17 protein-coding genes are annotated in these 18,054 nt (G+C 32.5%); all 17 read right to left on the bottom strand.

Annotated features, from left to right (window positions below):
* Positions 1–55: 55 nt before the first annotated feature.
* The 17 genes from DMA14_RS05570 to DMA14_RS05490 all read right to left on the bottom strand — a co-directional run bounded on the left by DMA14_RS05570 (position 56) and on the right by DMA14_RS05490 (position 18,054).
* On the bottom strand, positions 56–646 hold the full coding sequence (locus DMA14_RS05570; RefSeq protein ID WP_111423798.1) for a TetR/AcrR family transcriptional regulator: 591 nt from the start codon (positions 644–646) through the stop codon (positions 56–58).
* A gap of 297 nt (positions 647–943) precedes the next feature.
* The gene (locus DMA14_RS05565; RefSeq protein ID WP_111423797.1) at positions 944–1,828 is read right to left on the bottom strand and encodes a L,D-transpeptidase; all 885 of its coding nucleotides are present in this window, start codon (positions 1,826–1,828) and stop codon (positions 944–946) included.
* Between the two features lie 90 nt (positions 1,829–1,918).
* Entirely contained in the window at positions 1,919–2,491 is a 573-nt protein-coding gene (locus DMA14_RS05560; RefSeq protein WP_111423796.1) for a hypothetical protein, read from the bottom strand.
* 14 nt (positions 2,492–2,505) lie between these two features.
* Positions 2,506–3,090, bottom strand: coding sequence for an NUDIX domain-containing protein (locus tag DMA14_RS05555; RefSeq protein WP_111423795.1), 585 nt, complete (start codon positions 3,088–3,090; stop codon positions 2,506–2,508).
* A gap of 50 nt (positions 3,091–3,140) precedes the next feature.
* Positions 3,141–4,412 carry an adenylosuccinate synthase gene (locus DMA14_RS05550; protein ID WP_111423794.1) on the bottom strand — a complete coding sequence of 424 codons (1,272 nt, stop codon included), beginning with the start codon at positions 4,410–4,412 and terminating at the stop codon, positions 3,141–3,143.
* 97 nt (positions 4,413–4,509) lie between these two features.
* A complete protein-coding gene (locus DMA14_RS05545) occupies positions 4,510–4,974 on the bottom strand; it encodes a Fur family transcriptional regulator (RefSeq protein WP_008462215.1) in 465 nt (154 codons plus the stop codon).
* Between the two features lie 88 nt (positions 4,975–5,062).
* A complete protein-coding gene (locus DMA14_RS05540; protein WP_111423793.1) occupies positions 5,063–7,282 on the bottom strand; it encodes a RelA/SpoT family protein in 2,220 nt (739 codons plus the stop codon).
* 232 nt (positions 7,283–7,514) lie between these two features.
* Positions 7,515–8,303: a TrmH family RNA methyltransferase gene (locus DMA14_RS05535; protein ID WP_111423792.1), complete on the bottom strand. Its 789-nt coding sequence runs from the start codon at positions 8,301–8,303 to the stop codon at positions 7,515–7,517.
* Positions 8,304–8,442: 139 nt separating this feature from the next.
* Positions 8,443–9,528 carry an alkaline phosphatase family protein gene (locus DMA14_RS05530; RefSeq protein WP_111423791.1) on the bottom strand — a complete coding sequence of 362 codons (1,086 nt, stop codon included), beginning with the start codon at positions 9,526–9,528 and terminating at the stop codon, positions 8,443–8,445.
* Between the two features lie 113 nt (positions 9,529–9,641).
* Positions 9,642–10,787, bottom strand: coding sequence for a transglutaminase-like domain-containing protein (locus DMA14_RS05525; RefSeq protein WP_111423790.1), 1,146 nt, complete (start codon positions 10,785–10,787; stop codon positions 9,642–9,644).
* Between the two features lie 64 nt (positions 10,788–10,851).
* On the bottom strand, positions 10,852–12,087 hold the full coding sequence (locus tag DMA14_RS05520) for a DUF58 domain-containing protein (protein WP_238989921.1): 1,236 nt from the start codon (positions 12,085–12,087) through the stop codon (positions 10,852–10,854).
* A 118-nt stretch (positions 12,088–12,205) separates the two neighbouring features.
* Positions 12,206–12,817 carry a hypothetical protein gene (locus tag DMA14_RS05515; protein ID WP_111423788.1) on the bottom strand — a complete coding sequence of 204 codons (612 nt, stop codon included), beginning with the start codon at positions 12,815–12,817 and terminating at the stop codon, positions 12,206–12,208.
* A 113-nt stretch (positions 12,818–12,930) separates the two neighbouring features.
* The gene (locus tag DMA14_RS05510; protein ID WP_111423787.1) at positions 12,931–13,944 is read right to left on the bottom strand and encodes an AAA family ATPase; all 1,014 of its coding nucleotides are present in this window, start codon (positions 13,942–13,944) and stop codon (positions 12,931–12,933) included.
* 215 nt (positions 13,945–14,159) lie between these two features.
* The gene (locus DMA14_RS05505) at positions 14,160–15,362 is read right to left on the bottom strand and encodes a DUF4350 domain-containing protein (RefSeq protein WP_111423786.1); all 1,203 of its coding nucleotides are present in this window, start codon (positions 15,360–15,362) and stop codon (positions 14,160–14,162) included.
* Positions 15,355–16,128 carry a DUF4129 domain-containing protein gene (locus DMA14_RS05500; RefSeq protein WP_111423785.1) on the bottom strand — a complete coding sequence of 258 codons (774 nt, stop codon included), beginning with the start codon at positions 16,126–16,128 and terminating at the stop codon, positions 15,355–15,357. The genes DMA14_RS05505 and DMA14_RS05500 overlap by 8 nt, the downstream gene beginning before the upstream one ends.
* On the bottom strand, positions 16,121–17,077 hold the full coding sequence (locus tag DMA14_RS05495) for a hypothetical protein (RefSeq protein ID WP_111423784.1): 957 nt from the start codon (positions 17,075–17,077) through the stop codon (positions 16,121–16,123). The genes DMA14_RS05500 and DMA14_RS05495 overlap by 8 nt, the downstream gene beginning before the upstream one ends.
* A complete protein-coding gene (locus DMA14_RS05490; RefSeq protein ID WP_111423783.1) occupies positions 17,077–18,054 on the bottom strand; it encodes a stage II sporulation protein M in 978 nt (325 codons plus the stop codon). The genes DMA14_RS05495 and DMA14_RS05490 overlap by 1 nt, the downstream gene beginning before the upstream one ends.

Below are 18,054 nucleotides of genomic sequence, written 5' to 3'. Positions count from 1 at the left end.
CTTCGCTCAGAGTGACAAATTATTTGGAATTTGAGATTTAGAAAGTGGAATTTATTTATGGAGTAAGTGCTTTTAAAACCAGATTAAAAGCTTCATTTTTAATCTCGTCATTAAGAACGAAAGATTTTCCAGACATAGATTTTCCATCTCTATGAAACTCTAGAAGCGAATAAAGTGAGCCGTAAGCAATACTCCAAAATACTTCATAAGGGACAGAAATGAGTTCTTTTCGCTCAATGGCCAAAAGCATAAATTCAGTCATCATTTGTTTGTACTTTCCTGTTACTTCTTGTATGATTGCATCGCCGTGAGTAGAATGTCTTAAAAGTTCAAAACAGGTCGCTTGTTGAGCAAAATTTAGATTAAAATAAATGCGATTTTCCCATTGATTGCATAATCCATCTCTAAAAGACATATCTGTAGAGAAGCCATCAAACATTTTTTCAAAGAAATTTTGGCCAATTTCAATTCCAATTTTACGAATCAAATCTTCTTTGTCTGAATAATAGATATAAAGTGTCGCAACAGAAATACCGCATTCTTTAGCAAGACGATTCATTCCGAAACCTTCTACGCCTTGCGTAACAATCATTTCTATTGCTTTTTGTTTTACAATTTCCTCTTTATTTACATCTCTAGTTCTCATATTTCTAATTGATTATGGTGCAAAGATATAAAAAATAATAAATGAACGATCGCTTATTTATGGGTTTTTTTGAAGGTTCTAAGATTCTGAGGTTCTGAGGTGCTAAGTTTTTTAGGTTCAAAGGTTCAAAGAGACAAAGGTTTTTAAGGTTTGGAAATGGATTGCCTCTAACTTTAGCTGGAGGTTGAAAAAAGGGCAAAGAGAAGGGCTTTAGCCAAATTTTATGTTTAAACGCAAACAAAAAAAAGCTGAAACGATATTCTATCATCTCAGCTGATTCTGTATTTAGAGTATATTTTATAAAGTTTTTGTTGGCTCGGCTTCTCTTAGATTTTGGTTTTCTAATATTTCTTTTAAATAAGGACTTACAGTAGTTTCAATATCGCCTTCAGAGATATTTAAAGCTTCTGGATCTGATGCTAATTGCAACCAAGGCTTTGGTCCATCAAAATTGTAACTTCCAAAAACAACCACAGGAGTTCCTTTTACTTTTACATTTTCTCTATCTTTTAAAATCCATTCGTCGGCAAATTTATAAAGATATTTAGCGTCTTTTTCTAATAGGCGTAAGCAAGAATGTGATGCTGGATATCCTGGAAGCGCATATTGATGAAAACCAACTCCCAATTTATTTTCGATATTAAAATTCCATTTTAAATCCCATTCGTCATTAAATGTACTTGTGGTTTGTTCGGCTTTCCAATTGGTGAAAAACAATCCAGTAGGAGTAGGATCTTTTTTTCTTCCCATATTGGTAGGACCGGTACGAACTAATTCGCCGTTTTCATAAGCAGCAAAAGCTTGTGTTGGATATGAAAAAAGAATAATTTTTGAAACTTCTTCTAAAGCCGAAACATGTAACGGAAACGGAAGATAGTAAACCAAATCTCCGCTAAAATCTGCTGGAATTATAACAGAATCAAGTTTCTTGAAATTAGCTTTATCTGTTCGGTTTAAGGCATAAACAATATCCATTTTTGAGCTGTCGGCTTCATTAAGCTTTAGCCATTCTTTGGTTTTTTCTATTTGATACGCAATCGTTTCAGGCTTTTTGTGTTCAATTACCTTTTTTTTCTCTTTTTTATTTTCAGTCAATGTTATAGTATCGGTTTTTTTGCAAGAACCTAATAAAACCAACATCAAGATTAGTAGTATGTTTGCTGTGTAATATAACTTTTTCATACGTCGAATTTTTATGAATATAAAGTTATACATCTGATAGCTGAAAAGGGTTACATAATTTTTGAAATAGGTTTCGGGATTTTCATTTTATCAAATAATACTCATTTGATGTAACTCATTCAAAATTATTTTAAAGAGTTCTAATATTTGATTTAGTTTCTGTAAATCTGCAGTTTTTCCGTCAAGATAAAAAGATAGTTCAAATTGATTTTCAGGGAGTTTTTGTTCCCAAATTCCTTTCTGATCAGAAATTTGAATATTTACGTCTTTGATGTCAAAAAAAAGAGAACGAATTACTGTGCTTCGTAATAAGGATTTAATTTTTAATTCATTATTACTTTTAATGATGAATGCTTTGTCAAAATCCTCAGATCCAATTTGAATATCTTGTGCTCCAAATAATTTTTCAATCTTACGAATAAGTCCTTCCTTATATATTTCAAATCTAAAATCATTATTTGAATTAATGGGAACAATAATTCTTGTCATTTCGGTACTGTATTTTCCAGACCAAAGTGTGTAATTATCAAATATAATTTTCCAGTTTTTATATGTAATAACAACAGAATCTGACTGCCAAGAATAGCCTTCCTTAAAAATTCCGTTTGTTTTATTTGCAAATTCTTTCCAAATATTTATTTTGCTATCATTTTTTTGGTGCATATAAATTATTGTAATTAAATCAAGCCTTTAATTTTAGCATGCTGCAAAAGCATAATAGTTTTGGCATCAGTAATTTCTCCAGATTCGATCATGGCGTAAGCTTGATCAAAAGTGAATTCTAAAACCTCAATATTTTCTTGTTCAGCATCTAATCCGCCGCCTTCGCTTACTTTCATGTTTTCGTCGTATTCGCCAACAAAAAGATATAGAATTTCTGTTACAGAACCAGGTGACATATAAGTTTCGATTACTTTTTGAACTTTGCTTAAGCGATAACCAGTTTCTTCTTCTGTTTCGCGAATAATAGCTTGTTCGGCATTGTCTTTGTCTAAAAGTCCAGCGCAAACTTCAATCATCATTCCAGATTTATTTCCGTTAAGATAGGTTGGTAAACGAAATTGTCTGGTTAGAATAACTGTTTTTTTTGTTGAATTATATAGTAAAATACCAGCACCATTTCCGCGGTCATACACTTCACGAATATGTGATTCTACTTTTTCATTTTCTTTTGTATAGTTAAAAGTAACTTTATTTAAGATGTACCAATTGTCTGATAATAGTTTGGTTTCTGTAATCTCGATTTCAGGATTTTTTCTCATGTCAGTAATAGTCAAAAAAAACGCTCTGAAAATCAGAGCGTTTAAATGTATTATTTTGTTATTGTTTGTTTTCTATCTGGTCCAACCGATACAATTTTGATTGGCACTTCGATTTCTTTTTCAATAAACTCAATATATTCTTTTAGCTCAATTGGCAATTGATCGTAAGTTGTCAATCCAGTTAAATCTTGCTTCCATCCTTTAAACTCTTTGTAAACCGGAGTAACATTTTCTGGTTCAATGTTGTAAGGGAAGTGAGAAATGTTTTGTCCTTTGTAGTTGTATTCTGTACAAACTTTTAAAGTTTCAAAACCAGAAAGAACGTCACCTTTCATCATCATTAATTGAGTAACTCCGTTAACTTGAACTGCATATTTTAAAGCAACAAGGTCTAACCATCCGCAACGTCTTTGTCTTCCTGTTACAGAACCAAATTCGTTACCCACTTTTGCCATTGTAGCACCAACTTCATCAAAAAGTTCAGTTGGGAAAGGTCCGCTACCTACACGTGTAACGTAAGCTTTAAAAATTCCGTAAACTTCTTTGATTTTGTTAGGAGCAATTCCTAAACCTGTACAAGCTCCAGCAGCAGTGGTGTTTGATGAAGTTACGAAAGGATAAGTTCCGAAATCAACATCTAATAAAGATCCTTGAGCACCTTCACAAAGAATAGATTTTCCTGCTTTTTGAGCTTGGTGCATGTATTCTTCACTGTCAATAAAATCTAATTTTTTAAGTTCTTCAATAGCTTCAAAGAATTCTTTTTCTAATTCAGCTAAGTTGTATTGAATGTTAACATCGTAGAAAGCAATCATTGCTTCATGTTTGTCAGCTAAAGCTCTGTAACGATCTTTGAAATCTTCTAATTCGATATCTCCAACACGTAAACCATTTCTACCCGTTTTGTCCATATAAGTTGGTCCAATTCCTTTAAGAGTAGAACCAATTTTTGCTTTTCCTTTTGAAGCTTCAGAAGCTGCATCAAGCAAACGGTGAGTAGGTAAAATTAAATGTGCTTTTCTAGAAATGATTAATTTCTTTTTGATGTCAAGGTTGAATTTCTCTAAACCTTCAATTTCTTTTTGGAAAACTACAGGATCAATTACAACTCCATTTCCGATGATATTTACTGAATTTTTATGAAAAATTCCAGAAGGAATCGTTCTAAGTACGTGTTTAATTCCGTCAAATTCTAATGTATGTCCTGCGTTTGGTCCTCCTTGAAAACGTGCAATAATATCATAATTTGAGGTAAGTACGTCAACAATTTTTCCTTTACCTTCATCTCCCCATTGTAATCCTAGTAATAAATCTACGGTCATTCTCTTTTAATTTGCGTTGGGACAATCTAAGTTGTCCTACTGATTATGTAGTTAATTTTCTTTTTTTATTTTTTTTGAAAAAGTCTAATTGAATAGACTATGAATTTGAATTTTGCTTTTTATTTCCGTAGAAATAAAGCGAGTGATTAGTGATTTCAATATCAAAAATTTCTTCGATAGTTTTTTTGATAGTTTGAATTCTTGGATCGCAAAATTCAATTACTTCACCCGAATCTGTCATAATGATGTGATCATGCTGTTTATCAAAATATGATTTTTCGTAGTAAGCCTGATTTTGTCCAAATTGATGTTTTCTAACCAAAGCGCAGTCCAACAATAACTCTATCGTGTTGTATAAAGTAGCTCTACTCACACGATAGTTCTTGTTTTTCATCTTGATATAAAGGTTTTCGATATCAAAATGCTCCTCGCTATCGTAAATTTCCTGAAGTATAGCATAACGCTCAGGAGTTTTGCGATGCCCTTTTTGTTCAAGATATAGTGTAAAAACATTTTTTACAATTTCTTGATTCTTAGTGTTGTCAGTTGAAATAAGTGTCATATCCGGCAAAGATAATTTTTTATTTTTAATGAATAAAAGTTTCGGGTTTAAAGTTTCGTTACAAAATTCTTATAGTTTCCCTAAAAAGTTAGGTTCTGTACTCTCTAGTAACCTTATCGACCCCGTCAATTTTCTTGATAGCGCTAATCATTTTTTTCAAAATCGTATTGTTTTTAACAATTACAGCAACTTGTCCGTGGAAAATTCCAGCATCCGTACTTAGAGAAATACTCTGAATGTTTACGCTCATATTGTTCGAAATTACCTTTGTCAATTGGTTGGTAAGTCCTAAAACATCCATTCCTGTAATATTGATAATGGCTTTGAATTCTTCTTGCGAAGAGTCAATCCATTTGGCACTCATGATTCTGTAAGCATAATTAGACTGCATTCCGATTGCATTCGGACAATCTTTTTTATGCACTTTTATTCCTTCATTAATGGTAACAAAACCAAAAACATCGTCACCAGGAATTGGGTTACAGCATTGCGAAAGTTTATAATCTAACTTGTCATGCTCAGTTCCAAAAACCAGCATGTCATAATTGCTGCTGATGACTGGTTTGTGAATATCCTCATCTGCAGTATCTTTCGTCCGTTTAATTTTATTTTTGAAGAAATTGATAAACGAATTGCTTTTCTGTGCAGCATAATCTTTTAACTGCTGATTTTCAATTGCACCAATTCCAACTCGGTAAAATAAATCTAAACTTGTTTTTAATTTGAAGAAATTAACTAACTCATTTGTTACTTGTTCGTTGAACGTAACTTTTAAATGTTTTAATTTTCTAACAAGTAATTCTTTTCCTTCTTCTGCAATTTTTTTGGTGTTCTCGTTAAGAACGTTTTTGATTTTATTTTTAGCTCTCGAAGTTGTTACGTATTCCAGCCAGTTTACAGTTGGTTTCTGGTTTGGAGAAGTAATTACTTCAACTTGATCACCGCTTTTTAATTCGTAATTTAACGGCACTAGACGCCCGTTTACACGAGTTCCGCGTGTTTTAATTCCGATTTCAGAGTGAATGCTAAATGCAAAATCTAATGAAGTTGCGCCTTTTGGCAACGATTTGATTTCTCCTTTTGGAGTAAAGACGAAGATTTCTTTAGAATATAAATTCATTTTAAAATCTTCCACAAAATCAACCGCATTGGTTTCTGGATTTTCAAGGGCTTCGCGAAGAAGATTCAGCCAAGTGTCAAGACCGCTTTCTTCTGTTGCGCCATTTTTGTATTTGTAATGTGCAGCATATCCTTTTTCGGCGATTTCGTCCATACGTTCGCTTCGAACCTGAACTTCGACCCAGCGTCCTTTTGGTCCCATTACCGTAATGTGAAGGGCTTCATAACCAGTTGATTTTGGAGATGAAATCCAGTCACGTAAACGGCTCGGGCTCGGTCTGTAATGATCTGTTACGATTGAATATATTTTCCAGGCAATAAATTTTTCTTCATGCGGATCGGCTTTGTAAACAATTCTAAGCGCGAACTTGTCGTAGACTTCATCAAAGGTTACGTTTTGCGCACGCATTTTTCGACGAATAGAGTAGATAGATTTTGGTCGCCCTTTGATAATATAATCTATGCCTTCGTTATCTAAAGATTTTTTCAAAACATCTGAAATATCTTTGATATAAGCGTCTTGCTGTTCTTTAGTTTCACGAATTTTGCTTACAATGTCATCGTAAACTGCAGGTTCAGTATATTTTAATCCTAAATCCTCTAGTTTGGTTTTAATGTTATACAATCCCAAACGATGGGCAAGGGGAGCATAAATGTATAAAGTTTCAGATGCGATTTTGGTTTGTTTGTATTCCGCCATTGAATCCATAGTCTGCATGTTATGAAGACGATCGGCAAGCTTAATTAAAATTACACGAACATCATCATTCAGCGTCAGAATCATTTTTCTGAAGTTCTCCGCTTGCATTGAAGCATTCAAGTCTTTTTGAACCAATGAGATTTTCGTAAGCCCCTCAACTAGCTGAGCCACTTTCGGATTGAATAAACGCTCAATATCTTCTACAGTCATTGGTGTATCCTCTACAACATCGTGCATTAAAGCCGCAGCGATAGAGGTCGCGCCCAGACCAATTTCTGAGGCAACAATTTTTGCAACTGCAATAGGATGAAAGATATAAGCTTCGCCAGATTTACGTCTCTGATCTTTGTGAGCATCAACGGCAACATCAAAAGCTTTTCTAATTAATTTCTTGTCAGTAGGGCTTAAAGTTTGGTAACTTATTCGAAGTAATTCCTTGTATTCCTGCGCAATAGCTTTGTTTTCTTTTTCTATATCTATTTCTGTCATAACGGCATAGTTCAAGTACTAAAAATAAGAATTAGTTTGAACATACACAAGATTTTAGATTGTTGATTTTAGAGTGTAGATTTTGGATTTTCCTATATAGGAATAAGGCTTCGACTCAGCTCAGCCTGACATGGAAGCAATCGTTTTTAAATTAAAAATTAAAGATTAAAAATTAAAAGTTGAAGACTTTTAATTTGAACCTCAGAACCTCAGAACCTCAGAACCTTTAAAATTAGAACCCTCTCTGTCTTTTTGCTTCAAAAATTAAAATGGCAGCTGCGACAGAAACATTCATACTGTCGATTTCTCCCTGCATTGGGATAATAATGTTTTGAGTTGCTTCGTCACGCCATTGCTGGGTTAAACCAGTTGCTTCCGTGCCTACGACCAAAGCGGTTGGAGTAGTGAAATTTTGTGTATGATATGAAGTTGAATTCTGTAAAGTGGCACTATAGAAATTGATCTTTTTTTCTTTCAAAAAAGCAATAATTTCTTCTGTTGTTCCAGTTGCGATTTGATTGGTAAAAAGGCATCCAACACTAGAACGAACAATATTCGGATTGTATAAATCGCTTTTCGGATTGGCGATCAAAACAGCATCTAAATTGGCAGCATCGGCAGTTCGCAAAACAGCACCAATATTGCCTGGTTTTTCTAAAGATTCAACAACCAGAATTAATGGATTATCAGATAATTTTAAATCAGATAATTTTAAAGATTTGGTTTTTGCTACAGCTAAAATACCTTCTGTAGTATCGCGATACGCCAGTTTTTGGTAAACTTCTTTATTGATTTCGATAATCTGAAACGGATTCTGAATCAGCTTATTGATTTCTGATTCTGAAACTAATTCTGGTAAGAATAAAACCGTTTCGATTTCGTAACCGCCTTTTATGGCTAATGAAATTTCGCGTTGTCCTTCAATCAAAAACGTCCCGGTTTGTTTTCTGGCTTTGGCTTTTTCTTGAAGTAAAACCAAAGATTTGATAAACGGATTTTGAACTGAAGTAATTTGTTTCATTTTTTTTTAAGGCTCAAAGTTGCAGAGAGGCAAAGGTACAGAGTTTTTTCTTCTCGCAAGAATTTAAAATAGCCACGAATTCACGAATTTTAAATATTTTTTTTTTAAAATCATTAATTCGTGAATTCGTGGCTAAAAACTATATCTCGAAAATTTCTTTAATCTCAGTTTCAACTGGATGATTGGTTTTGAAATCATATCCCATTATTTTTGCTAATGTTTGAGCAAATTGTTTTTGGTAGAACTGAGATTCTGTTTTGATTTCGCCTTTTGGAGTAATTTCTGGTCCCATTGCAGCAAACCAAATTTCTGAAGCACCCGGAATATCAGAGCCGTGATCTGTCCATTGTGCTTTTACTTTGTCTCCACGTCCGTGATCGACGGTTATGAAAAGCGTTGTTTTGTTTTTGTATTGCGGATCGTTTTGAACAAAATTCCAGATTTCCTGAATCCATTTATCGACTTGATTGGCTGCATCCAGATACGAACGATATTGTGCATGATGTGCCCATTCGTCAGTTTCACCATAAGCGATATAAAGTACTTTTGGTTTTTTATTTTTTAGCTCGTCTAAAGCTTGATAATGCGTAAAAACATCTAAACATTCATCCATGTGAAATGGTTTATATGAATTGTCACGCATTTCATTTAATAAGTTCTGAGCTGCTGTTGGTTTATTTCCGCCTACTTTGTCAAAAGCTGAAATTACAGGAAACCCGCTTCTTTCTTCATTTAAGATTCTGTCGAAAGCATCCCATGCGCCAAAAGCGGCAACTTTTCCTTTCAGTTTAGACTGTTTATTTAAAAATTCCAGAACATTTACGTTTGGATTGGCTTTGTAGCCGTTTGAGTTGACTTTTACATCTACATTTCCAGTCATGATTTCGCTATAGCCAGGATAACTAAACCAATACGGATTGGCAACATCGACTTTGTTTCCTAGATCACGATTTCCATAAATCTGACCTTTTGAAGCAATTTCAGACCAGAAAAATGGCATTAGTTTTTTACGTGCTTCTTTGACATTAGCACTGCTATATTTTTTATAAATGTAAGCGCTGTCTCCCTGATTGAATTTTTTATCGTTGGCAATTGCAGGATCAAGTCCTTTAAAAACTTCTTGCCATCTAAAACCGTCTGTAGTAATGATGATGATGTTTTCTGTTTTTTGCGCTTGAGATTGGATACCTAATAAAACGAACAGAATTAGAATTGTTTTTTTCATTGCAGATAAATTTGAAATACGATTCAAAACTAAGTAATTTAATAAAACGATTTTTGCTAGATAAGAGAATGTAACTATAAATTAATACATAGATAAAAAGGCTTGTAAAAGATTTATTTCGTTGGCTTAGCCCAAAACAAATTCGGATTATTTGTCTTGTAGCTTATAGTTTTTACATTTGTTTTAGTATTCGTAGACTCTGTTTTTTGTGGAGTTTGTTCAATTCCGTCTAACGGCAATAGTTCAACATATGCAATTTCTTTTCCATCTTTCACGGTTTCAGTGTCATATTCACTATAAACAGGAGTTTTTAGTCGGTATAAATTTTTAGCCATATAAGTTTCTAGATAGTATTCTTTAGTCTGTGTGGCTTTGTTATTCCAATTTGCTTCGGGATTTAAAATTAATGTTTTGCCGTTAATCAATCTTTCCCTTACTTCTTGAATTCCAAGTAATTCTCCTTTCTCATTCATAACATAAGCATCAAAAGTAGGATCAATCCAAATCCATTTTTTAAATTCATTACTGTAGACCATGTTAATTACGTGACAATCATCAAAATCAGTTTCTTTTGGCATACAGGTAATATATCTAGATTTTATCCCCATAGCTAAATAACATTCATTAAGAATTGTTGCCATCATTCTACAATTAAGACCACGATTTTCGGTTTTACATATTTTTATTAAATCGATTGCATTTTTTAGAGCTGGATTATAGCTGCTTCCATCATGTCTAATTATTTTATGCACCCAATGAAGTAAATTAAGAATTTGAGAAGTTTCACTTCCAGTTCCAGCAATTGAATCCAATTTTAAATCTTTTCTGATTTTCATTAGATTTGGATTCTCCATTGACTGATAAGTAAATTCAGGAATAAATCTATTGTCTGAATAATTATATTTAGCAGCTTTTTTTAGTATTTCTAAGCGAGATGTAGCGGCATTATACTTGATTTGTGTATAGGCTTTTACAGAATCATTAAGTAAAATCACGAAATCAAATTGTGTGTTTTTTTTAATTTTTACTGAGATAGAATCTTTATCAGTAATAAAAGTGACTTTTTTTCCTAATGATGATGTTTCGTATACGTCTGGATTTAGTTGAGGAGAAATATTCCAAGATTGTTTTTTGTATGTTTTACCATCTCTAATATCAAGTTTTTTTGATATTGCTTTTATTGTTGGAATATTTTGCTGGCTTGTAGCTAATTGCGCAAAAAAGATAAAAAATAGGAGAAGAGTGATTTTTGATTTCATTATTTTGATTTTTGATTGAGAATAGTATTTTGATTGAAATGCAACAAACTTGAAGATGAATAAGCTACAAAATCCCTCTCGACTTAATCTCTAAATATTTATTAATCGCGTCAAGCGTAAGATTTTCAGGCTGTGTCAAAACCGAATGGATTCCATATTTCTTCAATTCATTTACAATTAAACGTTTTTCAAACATGAATTTTTCGGCAATTACTTTGTCATAAACTTCCTGAATTGTAGTTGTTTTTTTATTGATGATACCGTTTAATTCTGTATTGCTAAAGAAAACCACAACCAATAAGTGACTTTTGGCAATTCCTTTTAAATAAGGTAATTGGCGGTTTAAACCGTCCATGGTTTCAAAATTCGTGTACAGAATAATTAAACTTCTCTGATTGATGTTTTTCTTTATATCAACATACAATCGGCTGTAATCACTTTCGAAGAAATCGGTTTTTACATTGTACAGCGTTTCAAGAATTTTCTGCATTTGCGAGCCTCTTCTTTCTGCAAAAACTCTGTTTTCTACTTTTTTAGAAAAAGAAAAAAGTCCTGCTTTATCTTGTTTTTTTAGAATGACATTCGATAAAACCAAAGATGAATTAATCGCATAATCTAACAAACTTAATCCATCAAAAGGCATTTGCATAACACGCCCTTTGTCGATTGCCATATAAACAGATTGTGATTTTTCGTCTTGAAACTGATTTACCATCAGCGAATTTCTTTTGGCTGTTGCTTTCCAGTTTAAAGTTCGTAAATCGTCGCCCTGAACATATTCTTTAATCTGCTCAAATTCCATTGTATGTCCAATTCGGCGTATTTTTTTGATTCCGTATTGAAATAAATTATTCGAAAAAGCAATCAAATCATATTTTCTTAATTGAATGTAAGAAGGATATGTTGGAACCATCTGATCTTTATCAAAAGTAAATCTTCTAGAAATCAATCTTAATGGAGATGAAACATAAATATTTAAAGAGCCGAAATGATATTCTCCACGTTCTGTCGGGCGGAGATCATAGCCAATTTCTTTTTGTATTGCCGCTTTTATTGTTTTTACAATTTTGAAGTCTCGAACTTGAAATTGAAATGGAATTTCATCAATAATTTTAGCCGAAATGGGAAAAGTATAATGGTTTTTTATGTTAATCTTTATAGGATTTAAATCTCCATTTGATAATTTTTCGGGTGTTATTCTTTCGGCCTCAAGCCCAGTTCTTGCCAAGTACAAAAGCAAAATGTCAAGCCCTAAAAAAGTAATTAAACCTAAAACTAGTAGCCAAACTGCGTAGTACATATTCGGAAAAATAAAAGCGCAGATAAACAATCCTATAATGCCAATGAGCACATAGAAAAAGAAATTGTTCAGATATAGACTTTTTATGAATTTCAAGTTTTCTTGGTTTTATGTTTTTCTAATAAATTTTGGTGAACTCATTAAAATCAAAGCCTTCTAAAGAAGCAATTTTCCAAGTTCCGTTTTCTTTGATGGTTTTCACTTTGTATTTAAAATCGCCTTTCCACGACCAAGTCCAATCAAAAGAAGCTTTGTCGTTTTCAATCTTCAAATGATTAATCGTCATTGTTTTCCAAAAATTTTCTGGATTGTCTTGACAATTGCACCAAGGATTAGAATCATTTCCGAAAGGAGGTAAATCTCCTTCAAACCATTCTATTTTTTTAGTTTTAAGATTAGAGTCTATTCTTAAAGCGATTTTGTTGTAATTGTCTAAAAACTGTTGCGAAAAGAAATTGGTTTTCTTCAGTTCTTCCAGTCTTTTTTTATGTGAGTTTAAATCTAGCCCAATATATTTATCTCCCTTTTTGTTTGAAATTGGATTGAAGTCATTATTGCTGTTTTTAGTTTCTACCCATTCGTACAGTTTCTTTACTAAAGTTTCAATTTCCTGTTTGTCATTTTTGAAATAAAAAGAGTCTTTTTTGTTTTTTAAAAAAGCAGCATTAGATGGCTGAAAAGCAATCAGTAATAGTAGAGAGAATGATATAAGAAGTTTAGACGGTTTCAATTTTTTATAGTTTTAAGTTTTAGGTTTCAGGTTCCAAGTTTACTCTTCTTTGTCAGGATGAGCAGAGTTGAAGCGCTTTATGTTTTCCACCATTAACAATTCACAATTAATAATTACCTCGGAATTTCTACCGTTTCAATAATCTGTTTAATAATTTCTGAGCTTGTAAGACCTTCCATTTCACGTTCTGGCGCTACGATAACTCGGTGCTGTAAAACTGGAATTGCAGCCTCTTTGATATCTTCTGGCGTTACGAAATCACGTCCGCGGATTGCGGCAAAACCTTTCGAAGCATTCAAAATAGCGATTGAAGCACGAGGCGAAGCTCCTAAATATAAAAAGGCATTTTCGCGTGTGTTTACCACAATTCTAGCAATGTATTCTAATAAGTTTTGTTCTACTCTGATTTGTTTTACCAAACCTTGATATTCTTTGATTTCTTCAGCGGAAAGAATGGTTTTGATGGCATCTAGTTTTCCATGATCTTGCAACGAATGTTCTCTCTGAATGATCAAAATTTCTTCATTCAGTTTTGGATAATCAATTGTGATTTTAAAAAGAAAACGGTCTAATTGCGCTTCTGGCAAACGATAAGTTCCTTCTTGTTCAACAGGGTTTTGAGTAGCAATTACTAAAAATGGCGCTTCCAATTGATAAGCAGAACCGTCAATTGTAATCTGGCGTTCTTCCATTACTTCAAAAAGCGCTGCCTGTGTTTTTGCTGGAGCACGGTTGATTTCATCAATTAAAATCAAATTAGAAAAAATTGGTCCTTTTTTGAATTCGAATTCGGAGTTTTTCAGATTAAAAATAGAAGTTCCCAAAATATCAGAAGGCATTAAATCAGGGGTAAACTGAATTCTGCTGAAACCGATATTTAAAGTTTTAGCCAATAATTTTGCTGTAATTGTTTTGGCAACTCCAGGAACACCTTCTAAAAGTACATGACCATTTGACAAAATAGCAACCAAAAGCTGATCTACCATTTTGTGTTGTCCTACGATTACTGTTTCAATCTCTTTTTTGATCGTGTTTACGTGGTCTAAAAGAGGTCCTAAATTGATTCTTGTTTCAAAATTCACATTTTCATTTGTGATTTCGTTAGATGTTGTATTGATATCGTCCATAATTGGTATGTTTTTTTATTTTTTTGCCACGGATTGAAGGATTAAAATGATTTTATTTAAAAACTAATCTGTGCTAATCTTTTTTAATCTGTGGCTAATAAATTAATGTAAAACTTTTTCTATTGCTGTATTTTTTTTTGCCACAGATTAAAGGATTAAAATGATTTTATTTAAAAACTAATCTGTGGTAATCCTTTTAATCTGTGGCTAATAAATTAATGTAAAATCTTTTCTATTGCTGTGTTTATTTTAATCAAATCTTCTTCAAGACTTCCGTGATAACTGTTTCGATGGTCATTAATTAACTGAACTACATCGCGAATATCTTTTTCGTCTTTTCCTGTTTTATAATGTAATTTGGTTATAAAATCGTCATCGAGTTTGGTGGTGTCAAGCAGATAATCAGTCCTGATTTTTTCTAAAAAGTAAATGATCTTTTTATCTATAATATTGGTATGATCGCCTTCCTGATAATATAAATTTCCAATCGTTTTGGTAAAATCAACTGTTAGATTCTGCAATGGTTTTATGATTGGCACGACTCGCTGTTTACGTTTAGCATTAAAAATCATAAAAATAAGAATTCCAAGTAAGCCTAAGTACCAAGCCGATTTTAAAGCGGGCTGACTCCATATATATCGCATCGGAGAGCTTGAAATTCGCTTGTCGTTAAAAGTTTTGTTGTACCAGAAAATATTTCCTTTCGGGATATAAGAAAGAACGTTTTCAGCATACTGATAATAATCTTTTTTAAGCAGGTTGTAATTGGTAAAAGCCACTGGCTGCGTGTGCAGATACAGATAGCCATTTTTATAAGGAACTTCAATAAAATTGACTTGCTTTTCGTTCTTACGGTTCATTTGATATCCCAGAACTTTTGTATTTAAAGTATCTATTTTTGAAAAATAATCACTTAATCCGGTATTAAAAGTATATTTTTTTGCATTTACTTTTTTGTTTGCCATCCAAACTGAAATGCTATCATTGGGCATAAAATCGGTTTTTAATTCGATTTTTAAAGAATCTAGCAGTGCTTTTGGAAATACTTTCATACTTAAAAAAGCATTGTTTCCGTGAGAAACAAAATATAGAATTTCTCTCATTGATCCTTCGTCAATATTATCGACTTCCGAAATATTCATGAAAGAACCTTTAATTTTATATTTTTCTACATTTTCTCTAGAATCATATTGAGAGTCCAGATATTCATAAGGAGTCTGCGTAGAAATTCTTTCTATTTTCTGCTTAAAAATTCCATCAGCTTCTTGGTCGAAAACGTATAATCCGAATGGGATTTTATCTTCAACAGAATAGGTCGGCGTCCAATCAATAGGTTTTGGCTGTCCTTTGTCTACGAGTAATGTTATTCCGAAAATTAAAACCAGAATAGCAATGTATATTTTAACTTTATTATCCATTACCAAAGGTTTTTAATGCTTTTTTAAATCTATTTTCAGTCTTTCTGAATGTTGAATCATCAATTTCAAATTCACCATACCAAATATAATTGTATAGATAAGAAAGATATGTAAACTCTTCTTTATGAGCAGGATTATACAGTTCGTACAAATAATCGGAATTGGTTTTTTCGATATCCCATTCGATATAATGATGCTGTGCCATTACTTTCAAAAGCCATAAATAATAATATCGCACGGCAATTCTTTTTTCTCCAGCCTCGACACTTTCTTTAATAAGTTTTTCAAAATCTAAAAGATGGATGTTTTTTTCGGCATCAGAATAAAACAAAGCTCTTTTGTCGGCATTCTTTCCAAAAATCCATCTTCCTTCTCGTTTGATTAATGCTTTGACGATAAAATAAATCAAGGTAATAACTACTAGAATGGCAATTATTCTAAATAGAATAGAAACAAAATCTAGAGACGTTTTTACGCTGCTAAAATTAAATAAGTTGGCAATTTGTCTAGCGAGCCAATGCTTAAAATGATCCCACCAGTTTTTTTCGGGTTCTTTGTATTCGTAAACAAAGTCCTTATCGGTATATTTTTTCTTGAAGTTCTTTTCAAAATGTCTGGCTTCTACAGCTCCAGAATCTACCATGATATCTTTTTCGGTATACTTAATTCCGACGATTTTTGGAGGGTCTTCTTTAACCAGAGTGTCTTGGGCACATAATGGGCTCAGACAGAAAAGAAAATATAAAATAATAACAAACCTATTCATTTGTAGTATCTCCAATTAAATCAATTGCTTTAGATTCTTGTTTGTCTCCTGACTCTAAACTATAATAAATCATTCCTTGATTAACTATAATGATGTTGTTGAAAATGTTGCCAAGAATAATTAGCACAATTACAACAATCGTTATAAAACCGATTAACAATGGCGAGGGTTCTATAGAATTTGTATGATTTGAAGCAGAATTTCCAATTAAATAGGCCAAAGCGATAAACATACCCACAAAGTATAAACACATTGTTATAGCAAACTGAACAAACTGCATTATCATCATAACAATAAAAGTTGTTCCAATTGAATTCCAAAAATCTACTTTTATTAAATAGTAGGCATGTTTTAGAGATTCAAAAAAGCGTTTTTCTTCTGTTAGATAACTGTAAAAATGTAGGTTTAAAAAGGTAAACAATGCTGGCAGCGCAATCATAAGCAACGGAATCCCGATAATAATGAAGCACAGAAAAAATATGATAATTAGTGCAATTATTAAGACTGGAAAAACTAAAAACAAATAGCCTATGCTGAATTTTATCAGTTTAAAAAGAACCTTTAAAAAATTAGACAGGACATCATTCAACTCAAAATCTTCTTTGCCTGCGCCGATCATTTTTAAGTATAAAACGGGATAGGCATAATTAAACAATGATATAATAAAGAATAAAAGAATGCAGATAAACATTAGTGCAACGACTAATCCTTCATTATGATTGAAGTATTCTAGAAGATCGCTTTTTAATTGATTGTTTTCAATACCAGAATCTTGAATATGTTCAAAATTAACTTTAAGAAGTGTATAAATTACTATTGCGAAAAGAAGTAAAAATGCTCCATTCACAATAAAAAAAATCTTGAAAAAGTTTTTTCCGTAATTTTTAAAAAAAGTAAAAGTATCGCCTAGATTATCACCTAATTGTCTTTTTCTGTAAAGCTCGAACATTATAAATGAATTGGTTTTGAAGTTATTTTTTTGTGTACAATAAAAGGGTATATCAAGTAGTAAAATGAAATTATTGCCAATGTCAATAAGATAATAAAACTGCTTAGCCAATTGGGCATATCGATAGAATATCGTGTAATAAAACCTTCTAAAAATCCTGCGCTTATCGTGAAAGGAAAAGTGCTTAAGAATATTTTAAAGCTGTTTTTGAAACCGATTTTAAAAGAATTTAATCTAGAAAAAGTTTTAGGAAATAGGATAGAAGCTCCTAAAATAAATCCAGCTGTAGTTTCAATAACAATGGCAAAAATTTCCATAGAACCGTGAATCCATATGCCACGAACGCTTTTCCAGAAAACGCCCTGTTCGTAGAAAAAATATTGAAAAGACCCCAGCATAATACAGTTTTGAAGGAAAACGTTAAAAGTTCCGATTCCTGCAAAAATGCCATAGAAATAGCATCTTGCACCTACAAAGAGATTATTGACCGTAATGCCAATAAAACTTCCCCAATTGCTGCCCGAACCATACACGGCCAACGGATTGCCTTTTTTGATGTTTTCTAGAGTCATATTTACATAATCGTCACCTAAAATGAGACGCACAAAATCACGGTCATAGCGGGCAGAAAGAACTCCGATAGAAACAGTAACAAAAAATAAGGCAAATGCATAAACCAAATACCTCCTGTATTCATAAACCAATAAAGGAACCTCGATTTTGAAGAAATCTACAAGACGATTCTGATCGGTACGTTTGGTTTTGTAAATTTTTTGATAAATCTGAGAGGCAAGATGATTGAGATATACAACCGTTTTACTTTTAGGATAATACGTTTGAGCATACGACAAATCATTCATCATTTGAATGTACAAATTTGCTAATTCATCAGGATTTTTTTTAGCTTTACCAAAAATTGCCAGCTCAAACTCGAGCCATTTTTCTCTGTTTTGTTTTATAAAGGCGATTTCTCTCAT

Origin of the sequence: Flavobacterium sharifuzzamanii (assembly GCF_003254585.1) — a bacterium.
Classification (GTDB): domain Bacteria; phylum Bacteroidota; class Bacteroidia; order Flavobacteriales; family Flavobacteriaceae; genus Flavobacterium; species Flavobacterium sharifuzzamanii.
The sequence above is the reverse complement of the archived record's forward strand: the minus strand, read 5'-3'. Positions and strand labels throughout refer to the sequence as shown.

Coding starts and splice junctions, on each gene's coding strand:
- DMA14_RS05570 (WP_111423798.1), bottom strand. CDS start 646: ATGAGAACTAGAGATGTAAATAAAGAGGAAATTGTAAAACAAAAAGCA.
- DMA14_RS05565 (WP_111423797.1), bottom strand. CDS start 1,828: ATGAAAAAGTTATATTACACAGCAAACATACTACTAATCTTGATGTTG.
- DMA14_RS05560 (WP_111423796.1), bottom strand. CDS start 2,491: ATGCACCAAAAAAATGATAGCAAAATAAATATTTGGAAAGAATTTGCA.
- DMA14_RS05555 (WP_111423795.1), bottom strand. CDS start 3,090: ATGAGAAAAAATCCTGAAATCGAGATTACAGAAACCAAACTATTATCA.
- DMA14_RS05550 (WP_111423794.1), bottom strand. CDS start 4,412: ATGACCGTAGATTTATTACTAGGATTACAATGGGGAGATGAAGGTAAA.
- DMA14_RS05545 (WP_008462215.1), bottom strand. CDS start 4,974: ATGACACTTATTTCAACTGACAACACTAAGAATCAAGAAATTGTAAAA.
- DMA14_RS05540 (WP_111423793.1), bottom strand. CDS start 7,282: ATGACAGAAATAGATATAGAAAAAGAAAACAAAGCTATTGCGCAGGAA.
- DMA14_RS05535 (WP_111423792.1), bottom strand. CDS start 8,303: ATGAAACAAATTACTTCAGTTCAAAATCCGTTTATCAAATCTTTGGTT.
- DMA14_RS05530 (WP_111423791.1), bottom strand. CDS start 9,528: ATGAAAAAAACAATTCTAATTCTGTTCGTTTTATTAGGTATCCAATCT.
- DMA14_RS05525 (WP_111423790.1), bottom strand. CDS start 10,787: ATGAAATCAAAAATCACTCTTCTCCTATTTTTTATCTTTTTTGCGCAA.
- DMA14_RS05520 (WP_238989921.1), bottom strand. CDS start 12,087: ATGTACTACGCAGTTTGGCTACTAGTTTTAGGTTTAATTACTTTTTTA.
- DMA14_RS05510 (WP_111423787.1), bottom strand. CDS start 13,944: ATGGACGATATCAATACAACATCTAACGAAATCACAAATGAAAATGTG.
- DMA14_RS05505 (WP_111423786.1), bottom strand. CDS start 15,362: ATGGATAATAAAGTTAAAATATACATTGCTATTCTGGTTTTAATTTTC.
- DMA14_RS05500 (WP_111423785.1), bottom strand. CDS start 16,128: ATGAATAGGTTTGTTATTATTTTATATTTTCTTTTCTGTCTGAGCCCA.
- DMA14_RS05495 (WP_111423784.1), bottom strand. CDS start 17,077: ATGTTCGAGCTTTACAGAAAAAGACAATTAGGTGATAATCTAGGCGAT.
- DMA14_RS05490 (WP_111423783.1), bottom strand. CDS start 18,054: ATGAGAGAAATCGCCTTTATAAAACAAAACAGAGAAAAATGGCTCGAG.